The 16,602-nt window shown below is 69.8% G+C and carries 14 protein-coding genes and 3 riboswitches; of the genes, 9 read left to right on the top strand and 5 right to left on the bottom strand.

The window, feature by feature from the left end; translation table 11 throughout:
• The first annotated feature begins 309 nt into the window (after positions 1 to 309).
• Complete coding sequence (locus tag ACLM5J_RS20645; RefSeq protein WP_413658566.1) at positions 310 to 2,418, top strand: MMPL family transporter; 2,109 nt, start codon at positions 310 to 312, stop codon at positions 2,416 to 2,418.
• A complete protein-coding gene (locus ACLM5J_RS20640) occupies positions 2,375 to 2,935 on the top strand; it encodes a GNAT family N-acetyltransferase (RefSeq protein ID WP_413658565.1) in 561 nt (186 codons plus the stop codon). The genes ACLM5J_RS20645 and ACLM5J_RS20640 overlap by 44 nt, the downstream gene beginning before the upstream one ends.
• Before the next feature lie 39 nt (positions 2,936 to 2,974).
• Here the strand turns inward: ACLM5J_RS20640 and cbiE are convergent, their stop codons facing one another.
• Positions 2,975 to 4,240 (bottom strand): precorrin-6y C5,15-methyltransferase (decarboxylating) subunit CbiE, encoded by a 1,266-nt coding sequence (gene cbiE / locus ACLM5J_RS20635; RefSeq protein WP_413658564.1) that lies wholly within the window; start codon positions 4,238 to 4,240, stop codon positions 2,975 to 2,977.
• Positions 4,241 to 4,269: 29 nt separating this feature from the next.
• Positions 4,270 to 4,436: riboswitch (cobalamin riboswitch) on the top strand.
• A 24-nt stretch (positions 4,437 to 4,460) separates the two neighbouring features.
• Here cbiE and ACLM5J_RS20630 point away from each other — a divergent pair.
• The 5 genes from ACLM5J_RS20630 to cbiB are packed head-to-tail and all read left to right on the top strand — an operon-like array spanning position 4,461 to position 11,361.
• Positions 4,461 to 6,563 (top strand): VWA domain-containing protein, encoded by a 2,103-nt coding sequence (locus ACLM5J_RS20630; RefSeq protein ID WP_413658563.1) that lies wholly within the window; start codon positions 4,461 to 4,463, stop codon positions 6,561 to 6,563.
• Positions 6,563 to 7,345 (top strand): uroporphyrinogen-III C-methyltransferase, encoded by a 783-nt coding sequence (gene cobA, locus ACLM5J_RS20625; protein WP_413658562.1) that lies wholly within the window; start codon positions 6,563 to 6,565, stop codon positions 7,343 to 7,345. Before ACLM5J_RS20630 ends, cobA begins: the two co-directional genes overlap by 1 nt.
• A gap of 1 nt (position 7,346) precedes the next feature.
• The gene (cobO, locus tag ACLM5J_RS20620) at positions 7,347 to 7,961 is read left to right on the top strand and encodes a cob(I)yrinic acid a,c-diamide adenosyltransferase (RefSeq protein ID WP_413658561.1); all 615 of its coding nucleotides are present in this window, start codon (positions 7,347 to 7,349) and stop codon (positions 7,959 to 7,961) included.
• Complete coding sequence (locus ACLM5J_RS20615; protein WP_413658560.1) at positions 7,955 to 10,387, top strand: cobyrinate a,c-diamide synthase; 2,433 nt, start codon at positions 7,955 to 7,957, stop codon at positions 10,385 to 10,387. Before cobO ends, ACLM5J_RS20615 begins: the two co-directional genes overlap by 7 nt.
• Positions 10,384 to 11,361 (top strand): adenosylcobinamide-phosphate synthase CbiB, encoded by a 978-nt coding sequence (gene cbiB, locus ACLM5J_RS20610; protein WP_413658559.1) that lies wholly within the window; start codon positions 10,384 to 10,386, stop codon positions 11,359 to 11,361. Before ACLM5J_RS20615 ends, cbiB begins: the two co-directional genes overlap by 4 nt.
• Positions 11,362 to 11,376: 15 nt before the next feature.
• On the opposite strand, the gene ACLM5J_RS20605 is transcribed toward cbiB, so the two are convergent.
• Genes ACLM5J_RS20605 through ACLM5J_RS20590 form a run of 4 tightly spaced genes read right to left on the bottom strand, consistent with a single transcriptional unit; the run spans position 11,377 to position 14,925 of the window.
• Positions 11,377 to 12,078 carry a (2Fe-2S) ferredoxin domain-containing protein gene (locus tag ACLM5J_RS20605; RefSeq protein WP_413658558.1) on the bottom strand — a complete coding sequence of 234 codons (702 nt, stop codon included), beginning with the start codon at positions 12,076 to 12,078 and terminating at the stop codon, positions 11,377 to 11,379.
• Entirely contained in the window at positions 12,075 to 12,866 is a 792-nt protein-coding gene (locus tag ACLM5J_RS20600) for an ABC transporter ATP-binding protein (RefSeq protein ID WP_413658557.1), read from the bottom strand. Before ACLM5J_RS20600 ends, ACLM5J_RS20605 begins: the two co-directional genes overlap by 4 nt.
• Positions 12,863 to 13,942: a FecCD family ABC transporter permease gene (locus ACLM5J_RS20595; RefSeq protein ID WP_413658556.1), complete on the bottom strand. Its 1,080-nt coding sequence runs from the start codon at positions 13,940 to 13,942 to the stop codon at positions 12,863 to 12,865. Before ACLM5J_RS20595 ends, ACLM5J_RS20600 begins: the two co-directional genes overlap by 4 nt.
• The gene (locus ACLM5J_RS20590; RefSeq protein ID WP_413658555.1) at positions 13,939 to 14,925 is read right to left on the bottom strand and encodes an ABC transporter substrate-binding protein; all 987 of its coding nucleotides are present in this window, start codon (positions 14,923 to 14,925) and stop codon (positions 13,939 to 13,941) included. The genes ACLM5J_RS20595 and ACLM5J_RS20590 overlap by 4 nt, the downstream gene beginning before the upstream one ends.
• Before the next feature lie 20 nt (positions 14,926 to 14,945).
• A riboswitch (cobalamin riboswitch) is annotated at positions 14,946 to 15,168 on the bottom strand.
• A gap of 106 nt (positions 15,169 to 15,274) precedes the next feature.
• A riboswitch (cobalamin riboswitch) is annotated at positions 15,275 to 15,337 on the top strand.
• Positions 15,338 to 15,394: 57 nt separating this feature from the next.
• On the opposite strand from ACLM5J_RS20590, the gene ACLM5J_RS20585 reads away from it, so the two are divergent.
• Together ACLM5J_RS20585 and ACLM5J_RS20580 are read left to right on the top strand one after the other, a co-directional pair.
• A complete protein-coding gene (locus ACLM5J_RS20585; RefSeq protein WP_413658554.1) occupies positions 15,395 to 15,628 on the top strand; it encodes a CbtB domain-containing protein in 234 nt (77 codons plus the stop codon).
• Positions 15,629 to 15,641: 13 nt separating this feature from the next.
• Entirely contained in the window at positions 15,642 to 16,460 is an 819-nt protein-coding gene (locus tag ACLM5J_RS20580) for a CbtA family protein (protein WP_413658553.1), read from the top strand.
• Positions 16,461 to 16,602 lie beyond the last annotated feature (142 nt).

Here is a 16,602-nt window from a genome sequence, read left to right as displayed (position 1 = left end):
GCTTGCCGTCGGCCAGGTCACGCTCGAGACCGATGCAGTGCCAGCCACGCGCGAAACGCCGGCTACCTGGGTCGTGCTCGATCTGGCGTACCTCGATCTCGGCCTGACTCTCGCTCACCCTGGTGCTCCTTCGTTCGACGGACGGACGATCCACTGTGATCCAGGGCACAAGTTACGAAGATCTGGCGCAAAGATCCGGAATGCTCCCGCTCGCCGGAATTTCCCGCGCCGTATGCCGGATTGGGTAAACCGGCGCCGACCGCTTCTACGTGGGTGCACAGGGCCCGGCGTCGGTGCTGTACTGGAACGATGCATCGGCAGATCGCCGGCAAGCTGACCGGCCCCGTAAGCAAGTGGCTCGTCCTCGGGCTCTGGCTGCTGGTCACCTTCGGGTCGTCGATCTACGCGGCCAAGCTGGTGGACGTCCAGAACAATGAGGCGTCGTCCTGGCTGCCGGACAGTGCCGAGTCCACCCGCGCCCTGGCGAAGCTGGACACGTTCCGGGATCAGAACGTGATTCCGACGGTCGTCGTCTACTCCAAACCGGACGGGCTCTCGGCGGCTGATCTGGCCGCGGGGGCAGCAGACGCCAAGGAGTTCGCCACCATCGACGGCGTTGAGGGTGCCGTGCTGGGGCCCTTCCCGTCGGAGGACGGCAAGGCGATGCAGACCGTGGTGACCTTCAACTTCGGCTCCGAGGGCTGGAACGCCATGCCGGACGCCGCCGATGAGCTTCGCGACATCGCCTCCATCGACGGTGCGAAGGTCTACATCGCCGGCCAGGGCGGCCAGGCCGCGGACTCTGCCGAGGCTTTCGGTGGGATCGACACCACCCTGCTCTTCGCCACCTTGTCGATCGTGATTGTGATCCTGCTCTTCACCTACCGCAGCCCGGTGCTCTGGATACTGCCGATCATCTGTGCCGGGGTGGCGCTCTTCGGGTCGCAGGCATTGATCTACTTCCTGGCCAAGTACGCAGACTTGACGGTCAACGGGCAGAGCTACGCCATCTTGACGATCCTGGTGATCGGTGCGGGGACGGACTATGCGTTGCTCCTGGTCGCCCGATATCGGGAGGAGTTGCGACGCCACGAGGACCGGCACGATGCGATGGGCTTCGCCTTGCACCGTGCGGCTCCGGCGATCCTGGCCAGCGCCGCGACGGTGATCCTGAGCATGCTCGTCCTGCTCCTCGCCGAACTGAACTCGACGGCAGGACTGGGCCCGGTCGCGGCGATTGGCATCGCGGTCACCTTCCTGGTGCAGATCACCCTGCTTCCGGCCCTGTTGACCATCTGCGGACGCTGGATCTTCTGGCCGAAACGGCCGACCTACGGTTCGGCGGAGCCGACCCAGTCGGGTCTTTGGGCCAAAGTGGGTAACGCGATCAAGGCACGGCCGCGGGCGGTCTGGGTGGTCACCACCGGGCTTCTCGCGCTGGCCTGCCTCGGAGTGGTCCGTCTCGACACTGCCGGCCTGTCCACCGACGAGCAGTACACCCGTGACTTCCAGTCGGTGACCGGCCAACAGGTGTTGATCGACCATGGTTTGGTCGATCAGTCCAACACGGTCGCGGTCGTCGCCAACGCCGCGCAGGCTGATGCGGTCCGTGCCGCGATGGTGGGGGTGCCCGGGATCGAGCCGCCCGGCGAGCCGGTGATCAAGGGTGACCTGGCGTTGGTCGAGGCGGTGATCGACACCGATATCGCGGCACCGGCCTCCTTCGACGCGGTCCGCGCGGTACGGGATGCGACGCACGCCGTTGCGGGCGCAGACGCCTTGGTGGGTGGCGGATCGGCCTTCTATCTCGACACGCAGGAGGCGGCTTCGCGCGACAACAAGGTGATCATCCCAGCCATCCTGGTGATGGTCCTGGTGATCTTGATGGTGCTGTTGAGAGCGGTGCTCTCCCCGGTCATCCTGGTGGCGACGGTGGTGCTCTCGTTCGGTGCCGCGATGGGGATCTCGGTGCTGCTCTTCGAGTACGTCTTCGGTTTCGCCGGATCGGATCCCGCGTTCCCGCTCTTCGCCTTCGTCTTCTTGGTGGCGCTCGGGATCGACTACAACATCTTCCTGATGACCCGGGTCCGTGAGGAGACCCGCACGCGCGGTACTCGGGCGGGATCGCTGGTGGCGTTGACGTCGACCGGCGGAGTGATCACCTCGGCGGGTCTGGTGCTGGCGGCGACGTTCCTCGTCCTGGCCACGATCCCGGTGGTCTTCCTCGCCGAATTGGGGGTCGCCGTCGCGCTCGGCGTCATGCTGGACACGATGATTGTGCGTTCCGTGTTGGTCACCGCGATCAACCTGGACCTGGGGCCGCGGATCTGGTGGCCGGGCCGGCTCGACCGCGAACCGCCGCTAGATTGGACCCATGAGCAGCAGCGAGCCGACGCCGACCGTCGAGATCCGGTCTGAGCAGCCCGTCGACGTCGCCGCCATCGCCGCGGTGACCGGAGCGGCCTTCGCCGGTGCCGAGCACTCAGCGCCGCCGGTTCGACCCGGCGGGCCGCCCGGAGAGGTCGACCTCGTCGAATGGTTGCGCGCCGACGAGGGGTGGATCCCTGAACTGTCGTTGGTGGCCGTGCTGCACGACCAGGTGGTCGGCCACGTGCTCTGCACCCGGGGCCTGGTCGACGACGCACCTGCGCTCGGCCTGGGCCCGGTCAGCGTCCGCCCGGACCTGCAGGGACGCGGCATCGGTGACGCACTGATCCGCGAGGTGCTGGCGCGGGCGGCCGAGCGGGGCGAGTCGCTGGTGGCGCTGGTCGGTGAGCCGGCCTACTACGGTCGGTTCGGGTTCGTCCCGGCACGCACCCTGGGCGTTGAGGCCCCCGATCCCAGTTACGGAGAGTTCTTCCAGGCGCTGCGGCTCGGCCCCGGCCCGCACCCGCAGGGCACCTTCAGGTACGCCGCGCCGTTCGACCGGCTCTAAGCGGTTCGGCTCAGCTCCGAGCGTCCATGCGGGGATTGCTCAGCGGCGCCAGGCCCACTGCGTGACGGTGCGGCCCGGCGTCCAGCCGGTGAAGGTGCCGACCGGAGCGGTGGTCTCGACGGCGATCCGGGTGAGTTCGCCGCCGAAGCTGCGGTAGGCGTTCGCCAGCAGCAGTTCGGTCTCCAGGGTGACGCCGTGGACGACGAGGCGGCCGCCTGGCGCCAACGCTTCGCGGCAGGCGTCGAGGACGCCGGGGCGGGTGGCGCCACCCCCGATGAAGATGGCGTCGGGTGTCGCTAGGCCCGCTAAAGCGTCCGGCGCCCGACCCTCGACCACCCGTAGGGCGGGAACCCCGAGACGGTGCGCGTTCCTGGCGACCCGGGCCGCTCGCTCAGCGTTGCCCTCGACCGCCGTGGTCCGGCAGGTGGGGTGGGAGCGCATCCACTCGATGCCGACCGACCCGGCGCCAGCGCCGACATCCCACAGGTGCTGCCCCGGCGACGGCGCCAGCCGGGCGAGTGCCGATGCCCGGAGATCACGCTTGGTCAGTTGGCCGTCGTTCTCGAAGGCGTCATCGGGGAGACCCGCGACCCAGGCTGACAGGTAGGGCGCTCCGGCTGCCGTCTCGATCGCCAGCACGTGAAGGGCGGGAACCTCCTTCACCGGCACTCGGGTCCACGCTTCGGCGGACCGGGTGAGGCGTGCGTGGTCGCGGGTACCGAGGTCGCTGAGCAGCGTGACCTCGGCGTCGCCGTGGCCGGACGACGACAGGACGGTACCGATCTCGCTGGGGCTCGCCGGGCCGGAGGTCAGCACCAGTAGCCGTCGGCGTGGCGCCAGCTCCCGGCGTACGGCATCGACGTCCCGCCCGACCAGGGTGACGATCTCGGACTCTTCAGCCGACCATCCTATCGCGGCGCGGGCCAGCGAGATCGACGAGACGGCCGGGACGATCCGGACCGCTTCGGGGCCAAGCAACCGGATCAGCGTGGTCCCGATCCCGGAGACGAGCGGGTCGCCCGAAGCCAGCGCGACGATCTGTTTTCCGGCGTGGTCTCCGAGCAGTGCGGGGAGGTTCTCGGCGAGGGGAGTAGGCCACGAAACCCGTTGCTGTGTTGGGGAAAGGCCCTTGATGCTCTCGATCGCGGCGAGGTGCCGACGGCCGCCGAGCACCACTTCCGCGCCCGCGATCAGGGCCACCTCCCCACGGCCGAGAGCGGGTTCCGCACCGACACCCAACACGGTGATGACGGCGCCTTGCGGCTCGACAGATCGACCAGAACTCGGGGGCGTGGCGGTACTCATGGCCACGGAGAGTATCGTGACGGCTCAACAACGTGAGGTGCCCCTGCGCTCCCATCATCGGAACCGGTGATGACGAGTAACGGGGAGAATCTGGGAAGCCGGTGAGATTCCGGCACAGGCCCGCTGCGGTAAATCGGGCCCTCCGAACGGAGGGACCCGCCAAGTCCGAAGACCGGCCTCACGCCATTCAGTTACTGACTGAACGAGCGGGAGCCTCACCATGTCACTGCAGTACCCATTTTCTGCCGTCCTCGGCTGCGACGTCGCCGACGACCGCCCGCTGGAGCCGATGGGCCTGGCGCTGATCCTCAACGCGATCAGTCCTGAGATCGGCGGCGTGCTGATCCGTGGCGAGAAGGGCACCGCCAAGTCGACCACCGTGCGTGGCCTGGCTGCGGTGCTGCCCGAGCTCGAGGTGTACGCCGGCGACCGGTTCTCGATCGATCCGGCCGACCCCGCCGCGAGCAGCCCGGACGTGGTCGCCCCGGGGCCGGTCGAACGACGTCCCGTCCGGCTGGTGGAGCTGCCGGTCGGGGCCACCGAGGATCGAGTGCTCGGCTCCCTGCACCTGGAGAAGGCGCTCACCGCAGGCGCCGTCGAGTTCGAACCGGGGATGTTGGCGCGGGCCCATCGCGGCGTGCTCTACGTCGACGAGGTCAACCTGCTCCACGACCACCTGGTCGACCTGCTGCTGGACGCGGCCGCCACCGGCTCGGTGACCATCGAGCGCGACGGCGTCTCCTTGCAGCACGCCGCGCGGTTCCTGCTGATCGGCACGATGAACCCGGAAGAGGGCGAGCTGCGACCCCAGCTTCTGGACCGGTTCGGCCTCACCGTCGAGGTGGCCGCGCCCCGCGACCCGGCACTGCGGGTCGAGGTGGTCCGGCGCCGGTTGGCCTTCGACGCAGACCCCGCAGGTTTCTGCAGGGGCTGGGCGTCGGCCCAGCTCGGTCTGACGGCTCGGATCGACCAGGCCCGGGTCCTGGTGGGCCGGGTCGTGCTCGGCGACGGCGCGTTGCTGAAGATCGCCGAGGTCTGTGCCGCCTTCGAGGTCGACGGGCTCCGTGCCGACATCGTCACCGCGCGCACCGCCGTCGCCCACGCAGCGTGGTCCGGACGTACCGAGGTCACCCGCGCCGACATCCGGGCGGCTGCTCTGCTGGCATTGCCGCACCGCCGGCGCCGCAACCCGTTCGACGCTCCCGGCATCGACGAGGAGCTGCTCGACCAGATCCTCGGCGACGACGAGCCGGACGGGCCTGGGGATGGACCTGAGCCGGACGGTACCGATGGTCCGGAGAGCATCGACGGCACCGAGAGCACCGACGCACCGGCGAACGGTGATCGCCCCGAGAACGCCGACGCTCCCGAGCAGGGCGACAGTCAGGCTGAAGCTCCGGAGACCGACCAGGGCCAGGCCCCCGAGCGCGAAGGTCCCGAGACCGAAGCGGCCGAGCAGGCAGGCGAGAACCAGGCCCCCACGCCCGGTGCCCCCCAGCCGCCCACCGAGCGGGCCCACGCGCCCTACCGTCCGAAGCTGCTGACCCTCGACGGTGTCGGCGAGGGGAACCCGGGGCGCCGCAGCCGGGCGCGCGGCACCAACGGTCGACGGGTCGGTGTGGAGCCAGGGGTCGGCGCCGGGCGCAGCCTGCATCTGGTGGAGACGATCCGCGCCGCCGCCGAACGGACGGCGTTGACCGGGACCAGCCGCAGTGATCGCCGACTCGCGTTGACACCGGCCGACCTCCGCAGCGCCAGCCGGGAAGGCCGTGAGTCGAACCTCCTGCTCTTCTGCGTCGACGCCTCGGGGTCGATGGCGGCTCGGCGCCGGATGGCCCAGGTGAAGACCGCGGTCCTCTCGCTGCTGAGCGACGCCTATCGACGCCGCGACAAGGTCGCGATGGTCAGCTTCCGTGGGCAGAGCGCCCGCTTGGTGCTGCCGCCGACCGGTTCGGTCGAGGTGGCCGCGCGGCTTCTCGACGATCTCCCCGCCGGCGGCCGGACCCCCGTCGCAGAAGGGCTTCTGGAGGCAGCGGCGGTGCTCCGCCGCGAGCGGCTCCGGGATCCGCGGCAACGGCCTCTGCTCCTGCTGATCACCGACGGACGCGCCACCGCCGGGAACGACGCGGTCGCCCGTTCGCAGCAGGCCGCAGCCCACCTGGCCGCCCTCGGCGTTCCGGCGGTTGTCATCGACTCCGAGGACGGACCGATGCGGCTCGGACTAGCGCGTCGACTGGCCGCGCACCTCGGCGCCGAACACCTACCGATGGCGGAGGTCAGCGCGACCGCCCTGACCGCAATCGCAGAAGAGAGAGTCGCCTGATGAGCACCCTGGACCCGCTCGAGGCCGGAACCGTCGCCCTGGTCGGTGGCGGCCCCGGTGACCCCGGGCTGATCACCGTCGCCGGGCGTGCCGCCGTCGAACAGGCCGACGTTCTGCTGGTCGACCACCTCGCCCCGCAGGGTGCGCTGGCGTGGGCCCGACCCGACGCCGACCTGATCGACGTCTCCAAACTGCCCCGTGGAGCCTTCACCTCCCAGGAGCGGATCAACGAACTGTTGATCAGTCATGCTCGAGCCGGACGCCGGGTGGTCAGGCTGAAAGGTGGGGACGGGTTCGTCTTCGGACGCGGCGGGGAAGAGCTACAGGCCTGCGCTGCCGCAGGGGTTGCGGTGCGGGTGATCCCCGGTGTCACCTCGTCGGTCGCGGTGCCCGCTCTGGCCGGCGTCCCGGTCACCCATCGTGGGCTGGTGCAGGGGTTCAGCGTGATCTCCGGGCATGTGCCACCTGACGATCCGACCTGCTCACTCAACTACCGCGCGCTGGCTACGTCGGGCACCACGCTGGTGGTCCTGATGGGCGTCGCCAACCTCGCCGCGATCAGCCGGGAGCTGATCGCTCAGGGCGTCGCCCCCGCAACTCCGGCAGCGGTGATCGCCCGCGGCGGCCATCCGGACCAAGAGGTCCGTACCGCGTCGATCGCCGAGATCGCCGACGCCGCTGTCGGGATCAATCCGCCGGCGATCACCGTGATCGGCGAGGTCGCACGTTGGGCCGCCGCGACGTCGTCTCTCACCCCGTCATTCGCCATGCAGGAGGCCTGAGATGCCACAGGGCAAGCCGGAGAACGTTCCCAACGACGGGCTCACCACCCGCCAACGCCGCAACCGTCCGCTGTTGATGGTGCACACCGGTGACGGCAAGGGGAAATCGACTGCCGCCTTCGGGCTGGCGATCCGCGGCTGGAACCAGGGCTGGCGGGTCGGTGTCTTCCAGTTCGTGAAGTCCGCGAAGTGGCGGATCGGTGAGCAGACCGTACTGGAACGTCTCGGTGCGTTGCATGAGGAGACCCGCGAGGGTGGGCCTGTCGAGTGGCACAAGATGGGCGCTGGCTGGTCCTGGACCCGGAAGCAGGGCGAAGCCGAGGACCACGCTCGGGCGGCCGCCGAAGGGTGGGCGGAGATCAAGCGCCGCTTGGCCGAGGAGACCCACGATCTCTATGTGCTCGACGAGTTCACCTACCCGATCGCCTGGGGTTGGGTGGATCTCGACGACGTGGTCGCCACCCTGCGTGACCGCCCGGGCCGGCAACACGTGGTGATCACCGGACGCCGGGCTGCCCCCGAACTCTGCGAGGTCGCGGACCTCGTCACCGAGATGACCAAGATCAAGCACCCGATGGACGCCGGTCAGAAGGGTCAGCGGGGCATCGAATGGTGATCCTGCCCCGCCTGGTCGTCGCGGCGCCGTCGACCGGGCAGGGCAAGACCACGGTGGCGACCGGGTTGATGGCCGCGCTCACGGCGCGTGGGTTGACGGTCTCCGGACACAAGGTCGGTCCGGACTACATCGATCCCGGCTACCACGCGATGGCGACGGGTCGCCCGGGACGGAACCTGGATCCGCACCTGGTCGGTGAGGCGTTGATCGAGCCGTTGCTGTTGCACGGTGCTCGCGATGCCGACATCGCTGTGCTGGAAGGGGTGATGGGCCTGTTCGACGGTCGGCTCGGCACCGACGGGTTCGCCTCCACCGCTCATCTGGCGACCCTGACCCGGACGCCCGTGGTGCTCGTGATCGACGTGGCCCGGATGTCGCGATCCGCCGCGGCGATCGTCACCGGGATGGTCCAGTTCGACCCCGCCGTCGAGGTCGCCGGAGTGATCCTCAACCGGGCGCGCCCGGGGCGGAACACCACCGAGATCGCCCGTGCCATGCCGGTCCCGGTGCTCGGCGTCGTTCCGCACGACGAAGCCATCGAGTCGCCGTCGCGTCATCTCGGCCTGGTCCCGGCTGCCGAGCGGGTCGGCACCCAGAGCGTGATCGATCGACTGGCGGAGCACCTGGCTCGCCACGTCGACCTGGACGCCGTGCGTCAGGTGGCCCGGAGCGCGGCACCGGTCGACGCCGCTCCTTGGGATCCGGCGGACGAGGTCACGCCGGTCGCCGGAGCACCGGTGGTCGCGGTGGCCGGTGGGCGTGCCTTCACCTTCCGCTACGCGGAGACCGAGGAGCTGTTGAAGGCCGCCGGCTGCCGGGTGGTCAGCTTCGACCCCGCCCACGACGACGAGCTGCCCGCGGGGACGCAGGCGCTCTATCTGGGTGGGGGATTCCCCGAGGTGCACGCCGCGCAGCTCGGTGCGAACACCCGGCTCCTCGGCCAGATCCGGGCCGCGGTCGAGCAGGGGTTGCCCACGGTGGCCGAGTGTGCCGGACTGCTCTACCTGTTGCGCGATCTGGAGGGCACCCCGATGGCGGGGGTCCTTCCGGCAGGCGCCGCAATGGGTGGCCGGCTGACTTTGCGCTACCCCGAGGTGATCGCAGCCGGCGACAACCTGTTGACGCGGGCCGGCGAGAAGCTGACCGGGCATGAGTTCCACCGCACCGCGCTCGACGCACCCCTGCGGGGCTGGCAGCCCGCCTGGGAGGTCGACGGAGAGCTGATCGGTGCGGCCTCCGCAACGCTGCACGCCTCCTACCTCCACGTGCACTGGGCCGGTTTCCCGGCGCTGGCGCAGCGTTTTGCTGAGGCGGCTGCCGTCGCGACGCCGGTGGAGCCGGTCGTCGACGAGCCGTTCCCCGCGGTCGGCGCGGCACCCGCACAAGGACCGGACGACCTGGTCGCCGAGAGGTTGCTGCACCATGGTGACCGGGAGGCCACCCCGGGCCTCATCGACTTCGCCGTCAACGTCTTTCCCGGGGAACGCCCCGCCTGGTTGGAGGCGGCCCTGGTGGACGGCGTCGCCGACTCGGCGCGATACCCCGACCCGGAGCCTGCCCGCCAGGCGATCGCCCGGATGCACCATCGCCGTCCCGAGGAGGTGCTGGTGACGGCGGGCGCGGCCGAGGCGTTCGAGCTCATCGCCCGGATGAAGGCGTGGCAGCGGCCGGTGGTGGTCCACCCGCAGTTCACCGAACCCCACGCCGCCCTGGAGAGGGCAGGTCACCAGGTGGAGGCGGTGCAGTGTGCGGCCGAGTCCGGGTACCGTTTGGATCCGCAGGCGGTGCCTGCCGACGCCGATCTGGTGATGATCGGTAACCCCACCAACCCGACCGGCGTCCTGCACACCGTCGAGGAGATCGTCGCCCTGCGCCGCCCGAAACGCGTGGTGGTGGTCGACGAGGCGTTCATGGATACGACTCCGGGCGAACCGCAGTCACTGGCCGGGGATCGACGACGCGGACTGCTGGTGGTCCGGAGCTTGACCAAACACTGGTCGATGCCCGGGATCCGGGTGGGCTACGTGCTCGGCAATGCCCGCACGATCGCGGCGTTGGCCGCGCTCCAGGTGCCGTGGTCCGTCAGCGCGCCGGCGATCACCGCAGCGGTGGCCTGTACCGCCCCGGCCGCGCGGGTCGAAGCCGAACGGCGGGCGCAGCAGATCGCGTCCTGGCGCACCACGATGGTCGCCGAACTGGGCGTACGCGGGTTCGAGGTGTTGCCTTCGGCAACCTCGTTCCTGTTGGTCCGGCTCGGTCCGGGGGCCCGGGAACGCCTGCGTGCACAGGGGATCGCGGTCCGGCGGGCCGACACCTTCCCCGGCGTCGACGATGCGGGCGACGTGGGCTGGGTCCGGGTGGCGGTCCGTCCGCCCGGCACCGCAGCCCTGCTGTACCGCGCGCTGGACGAGTTGGCGCGGTCGTGACTCTGGCTGTGAATGCTGGAGCGCGGGGCATCGGGCTTGTCCTCGGGTTCGTCGCGGATCGGCTCCTCGGCGACCCGCGCCGGGGGCACCCGGTCGCCCTCTTCGGCACCGCAGCACGGCGACTTGAGCATCGGATCCATGCCGACGATCGCGGCGTCGGTGTCGGCTACACCGCAACCCTGGTCGGCAGCGTCGTCGTAACCGGGGTCGCGCTCGAGTACGGCTGCCGGACTCCATGGCAGCGCGCGGCACTCACCGCCCTGGCGACCTTCACCGTCCTCGGCGGTCGGACCTTGGAACGCGAGGCCACGGCGGTCTACGACCATCTCGTGGGGGACGATCTTGAGGCCGCGCGTCAGCGCTTGACCCATCTGGTCAGCCGCGACACCCATGAACTGAGCGAGGCCGAGGTTGCTCGGGCTGTCGTCGAGTCGGTGGCGGAGAACACCTCCGATGCGGTGGTGGCACCCCTGGTCTGGGGCACGGTCGCCGGCGTCCCGGGACTGCTCGGCTACCGGGCGGTCAACACCCTGGACGCGATGGTGGGCTACCGCAACGTCCGGTACCGCAACTTCGGGTGGGCCTCGGCTCGGCTCGACGATCTGGCGAACCTTCCCGGGGCGCGGCTCACTGCACTCTGCGTGCTCGCAGCTGCTCCGCGCCGCGCACGCCAGAGCCTGACCGCGTGGTTCCGGGACGCCGCAGCCCATCCGAGCCCCAACGCCGGCGTCGTCGAGGCCAGCTTCGCGGGTGCGCTCGGGGTCAGCCTGGGCGGACGGAACACCTACCGGACCGACGCCGCCGACGCCGCCGACGCGCAGGTCGAGGACCGCGCGGTGCTCGGCCTTGGACCTGCGCCGAGCGCCGACACCATCCGCCGCACCGTCCGGCTCGCGCGGCGCGTGGATCGGGTGGCGATCGCCGCTGCGGGTGTCGGACTGCTCGGCCTTCAGGTCCTGCGGACGCGTCGCTGAACCGCGAGTTTCGCTTTACCTGGCTCGGGTTCGGGACAACTGGTTGCCCGTCGGGACGCCGGTCCGCAGGTGGGTGTCGACGATCTCGCGTGCGGTGTCAGGGTCCACCTTGCCGTACCAGACGTCGTCGGGTTGCACGCTCATCACCGGTGCGTGATTGCACGGGAACTGGCAACCGGTGTGGGTGATCAGGACGTCGTCGTCACCGAGTTCGTGGCGCATCAGCTCCATCACCAGCGCCTCGGTGCTCCGTTCTGCTCCGGCAGCGGTGCAGCGCGGTCCACGGCAGACGAGGACCTGGTGCCGGTGGCGGGGGACCTGCTCCCACGCCTCGGACTGCAGGCCAGGTCCGGTGCCACGCACCGGCGTCGCGCGTTGTGTCGCCTCGGTCCAGAGCACCTCAAGCTCGTCCAACGAGCGGAAGAGGCGTTGCGCGGTGGCCAGCTGCGGCGGGCGGTCACCGTGCTCGCGCCACCAAGCGTCGGCGATCCGACGGAGCCAGGAGACACCGGGACTGAGCCGCGATGTGGTGACCGCGACCAGCACGATCCGTTCGGCGCCGGCCTCGGCGAGCCGGGTGAGCTCCGTACCGAGTGTGGGGCTGCCGAGCTGGAGGAACGCGACGCTTGCGCCGAGCGCGCTCGCGGTTCTGCTCAGCTGGCTACGGAGGCCGTGGTCGGCGGGGGACATGGCAACGATCAGATGGTGGGTGGTCATGGCGTCTCCAAGACGTCGTCCCACGCGAGATGCTCGCGGGAGAGGCGGGGATGCGGGCTGATCGCGGCGCGGACGCCGTAGACCTCAGCAAGCAGGGCGGGGGAGAGGGCGTCGGCGACCGGTCCCTTGCGGACCAGGCGGCCGTTCGCGAGGACGGCGACCTCGTCGCAGTAGACCGTCGCGAGCTCCAGATCGTGTAGGGCGACCACACAGGTAAGCCCGAGCCGTCGGACCAGGGAGAGCAACTTGAGTTGATGCCCGAGGTCGAGGTGGTTGGTCGGCTCGTCCAGGAGCAGGATCGTGGGTTCCTGGGCGAGGGCCCGGGCGAGCTGGGTCCGTTGCCGCTCACCGCCGGAGAGGGTGGACCAAGGTCGGTCGGCGAGGTGGGTGAGGTGGGCCTGAGCCAGGGCACGCTCGACGACAGCCGGGCCGTCCGGGTCGGGGCGCAACGCCCACCGTCTGCGGTGCGGCAACCGCCCGAGGGCCACCACCTCGCGCACGGTGAGTTCACTGGCCGCGTGATTCTGCTGTTCCAGGACGCCGATGTGCTGTGCCCTGTGCCGTAACGGGATCGTGCTCATCAGGGTGCCCTCAAGATGGACGACACCTTGGTCCGGACGACGTAGTCCGCCGAGCACCTGGAGCAGCGTCGACTTGCCCGAACCGTTGGGGCCCAGAATCCCCGTGACCGAGCCTGCGGGGACGTGCACCGTCACATCGTCGAGTGCCTGGTGGTTGCCGAGGCGGACGGAGACACCCGTGGTGGAGAGCGACGCGCCGCAGGTCATGGACGACTCCTTCGCAACATCAACAGGATCAGGATCGGGACGCCGACCAGTGCAGTGATCGCGCCGATCGGTAGCTCACTGCTCGGAAGGGCGGACCGGGCGGCGGTATCGGCCCAGAGCAGCAACACCCCGCCCACCAAGGCGCAAGCGGGGAGCAGTAAGCGATGCGTGTCGCCGAGGATCGGGCGGACCAGGTGCGGCACGACCAGCCCGATGAAGCCGATCGCGCCGGTCAGGGCGACAGCGACCGAGGTCGCCAACGCGGTGCCGATCATCAGTGCCCACCTGGTCCGGGTGACGTGGATCCCCAGCGACTGCGCGGTCAGTTCACCGAAGGCGAAGCCGTCCAAGCGCCGTCCGTAACAGCAGAAGCCGACGACCGTCACCACAGCGACCCCAGCGAGGAGGACCGCGCTGTCCCATCTGATCCCGGCCAGCGAGCCCAGCGTCCAGGTGAGTACGCGACGAGCAGCGTCGCCGTCGCCGGCGGCGATCACCACGACAGAGGTCCAAGCGCTGCACAGGTAGGCGACCGCGACGCCTGCCAGAACGGTTCGGGTCGGGTCGAGCCGCCCGGTCCGCCCCGCCGCGATCGCCAACACGGTGCCGAGCGCCAGCATCGCGCCGACGAAGGCGGAGAGGCTGAGCGCGGTCAGGTTGCCGGGACCCGTGCCCATGGCCAGAGTTCCGAGCCAGCCGGTGCCGAAGACGATCACGCTGACCGCGCCGACCGAGGCGCCGCTGGAGATGCCGAGCAGGTACGGGTCGGCCAGGTCGTTGCGGGTCAAGCACTGGAGCACGGCCCCGCAGACGGCCAGGATGGCGCCAACGGCGGCTGCCGCGATCACCCGGGGCAGTCGCAGCTGCCAGACCAACTGGTCCTCGAGCAGGGAGACCGGCTGCCCGGAGAACGGGGTGTCCCCACCACCGAACCGTCGGGCTAGTACCGCTGCGACCCGGGGGATCGGGACCTCCACGGACCCGATCCCCAGGGCGACGGCAGCCGAGATGCCCAGTACAGCAAGGGCGATGGCGTAGACGACGACGGCAGGCAGACGGAGGCCTGCCCGGGTCATGAGAGGCCCAGGCCGGCGATCTGCTCCGCCACGTTGCGCGCGCCGTCCACCAAGCGCACGCCGGCGGTGGTCTCCGAGAACGGGACCGTGACGAAGGCCTTCTTCTTGACCGCACTGAGGTTCTTCAGCACGGGATCCTTGGTCAGGTAGGCGCTCTTGTCGTCTGCCGTGTCCCAGACCGCGTCGGCGAGCACGATCACGTCGGGGTCGCTGGCGATCACGTCCTCCCAGTTCCCGTCGGACCAGGCACCGTCGAGGTCGGCGAAGATGTTCTCGGCCCCGATGGCGTCGAGGATCAACTGTGGGCCACCGGCGTTGGCACCGACGAACGGAGTCTTGGTACCGGAGTCGTACCAGAAGACGTCGAGGTCGGCGCCCGGTGCTTCGTCAGAAAGCGTGCTGAGTGCCTTCTCCTGCTCGGCGATCAGGTCGGTTGCGTTAGCCGGGTGGCCCAGAGCGGTGGCGATCTGGGTGACCTCGGCCCAGACGGAGTCGAAGCTGACCGCAGGGCGGGTGCTCTTGTCGTCGCAGCCGAAGGGGGAGAGGTAGGAACCGATCCCTCCCTTCTCGAGTTCGGCGGGTGTGCCAGCCACCTTGGCGTCGAACGCCGAGGCGTAGGAGGCGTAGGCGAAGTCGGGCTCGCTGGCGAGGAACGCCTCGTGGGAGGGGTACTCCTTGGCGAGTACGGGCACGGCGTCGTAGGCGGCGCGCCACTTCTCGGGGACGGCGTCGTCGAGGTAGGCGGTGCCAGCGAGCTGCTCGGAGAGACCCAGTGCGAGCACGACCTCGGTGGCGCCCTGGTTCAAGGTGACCACACGGTCCGGCGCCTGATTCAGGGTGCTGGTGTGGCCGCAGCTGGTGACCTCGACCGGAAAGCCGGAACCGGGTGCGACGTCGTCGGCCTTGGCGGACTCCGGTGACCCGGTGCAGCCGCTGAGGACGAGCGCGATGGCGCTGACGGAGAGCGCAGAACGAATAAACATGAAATTGACTCCAGGAACCCTCGTGGATGGTGCGCCGTGGCCGGTCTCCTGGCTTTCACATCAACGTCGTAGCGACCGCGCCTTCCCGCCGGTGATGCGTGGCAGTGACGCCGCACCTGCTGCGTGAGCAGGAGCGCGAGGGTCACGTGACTCCGTGACTACAGTGGCGAGGGCCGCGCCGGCATCAGACCGGCTTCCCGAACACCACGGCACAGTGAACGTACCACCGCAGTCCCGGGGTTCGGGCCGTGGCTCGGGGTGAGGGTCTTCACTCTCACGATGTAGACACCGGTGGCACGGTGCAGACAGTGCCCGGTCTCCGGGGGTACCCTGCGGAGTGCGAGTGCCTGGAAGCCGGTGTGAATCCGGCACAGTCGCGCTGCTGTGACACCGCTCGGCGGTGAAGTCAGACCCAGCCTCGTTGTTGTCATTGCATCCACCCAGGGCGCATCACCCTGAGGAGAACACCATGTCGCAGATTTCTGCCGCGCCGCTTTCCGGCGCACCTGACTTTTCCGCCGTCGAACTTCCGACCGTCGACCTCGCTGAGCTGGCCCCGTGGGCGCTCTTCTTCGGGCTCTTGGGCGCGTTGGTCATCTTCTTCATCAGCGCCGACCAGGGCGCCGTCTCGATCCCGGCGGGGACGGCTATCCACGAGTGGGTACACGACGGTCGTCACCTGCTCGGCTATCCCTGCCACTGACGGGGGCCGCGCGATGACTGCACGTACCTTCCTGGTGCGCGGCTTGCTGGCGGGCCTGATCGCCGGCCTCTTCACCTTCGTGGTCGCCTTCACCGTGGGCGAGCCGCCGATCGACTCGGCGATCTCACTGGAGGAGGCGGCTTCCGCGGCTGAAGCGCCCGTTACCGCGTCCCACGACCACGCTGACGCCGCTGCGTCCCACGACCACGCTGACGCCGCTGCTCACGAACACGAGGAGGCTGGCGGCCACTCCCACGGTGAGGACGGCGGCGGAATCAGCCGCACCACCCAGAAGACCTGGGGTCTGGCCACCGCGACGGTGGCGATCGGTGTCGCCCTGGGCGGCATCGTGGCGCTGGTAGCCGCTGTAGCGGCGGGGCGTTTGGGTCGGCTTCGGCTGGTCGGTTCGACCGCGCTGGTGGCGACGCTCGGTTTCGTCGGTTTCGCCTTGGTGCCGTTCCTCAAGTACCCGGCCGCGCCGCCTGCCGTGGGGAGCGGGGAGACCATCGGCGAACGGACCAGCTACTACTTCGCCTTCCTGCTGATCTCGCTGTCGGTGATGGTGATCGCGGTACTGGTGGCCCGTCAGCTGGCTCCGCAGATCGGTGGCTACTGGGCCGTGGTCTCGAGCGCCGTCGGCTATGTCGCGGTGATGGCCCTCGCTGCCGCGGTCATGCCGGCCGTCAATGAGCTCGGCGACTTCCCGGCCGACGTGCTCTGGGAGTTCCGGGTCTCGTCGCTGCTCACCCTGGCTGCCCTCTGGGGTTCACTCGGGATCGCGCTGACGGCGTTGCTCGCACGGGTGCCACAGCGCGCTCCCGCGTTGGGCTGAGGCGCGTCGCGCACACCACTGCCTCCGGTGACCTGGTGGTCCCGGAGGTGGTGGTGTCGGTGCGCTTGGGCCTGCTTCAGTCAAGACGGATCGTCTCGGTGGTCGAGCCTGTCGAGACCACGCGCCAGGTGTGGCCGTGCTT

This window comes from Nocardioides sp. Bht2, from assembly GCF_047308515.1.
Classification (GTDB): domain Bacteria; phylum Actinomycetota; class Actinomycetes; order Propionibacteriales; family Nocardioidaceae; genus Nocardioides.
The sequence above is the reverse complement of the archived record's forward strand: the minus strand, read 5'-3'. Positions and strand labels throughout refer to the sequence as shown.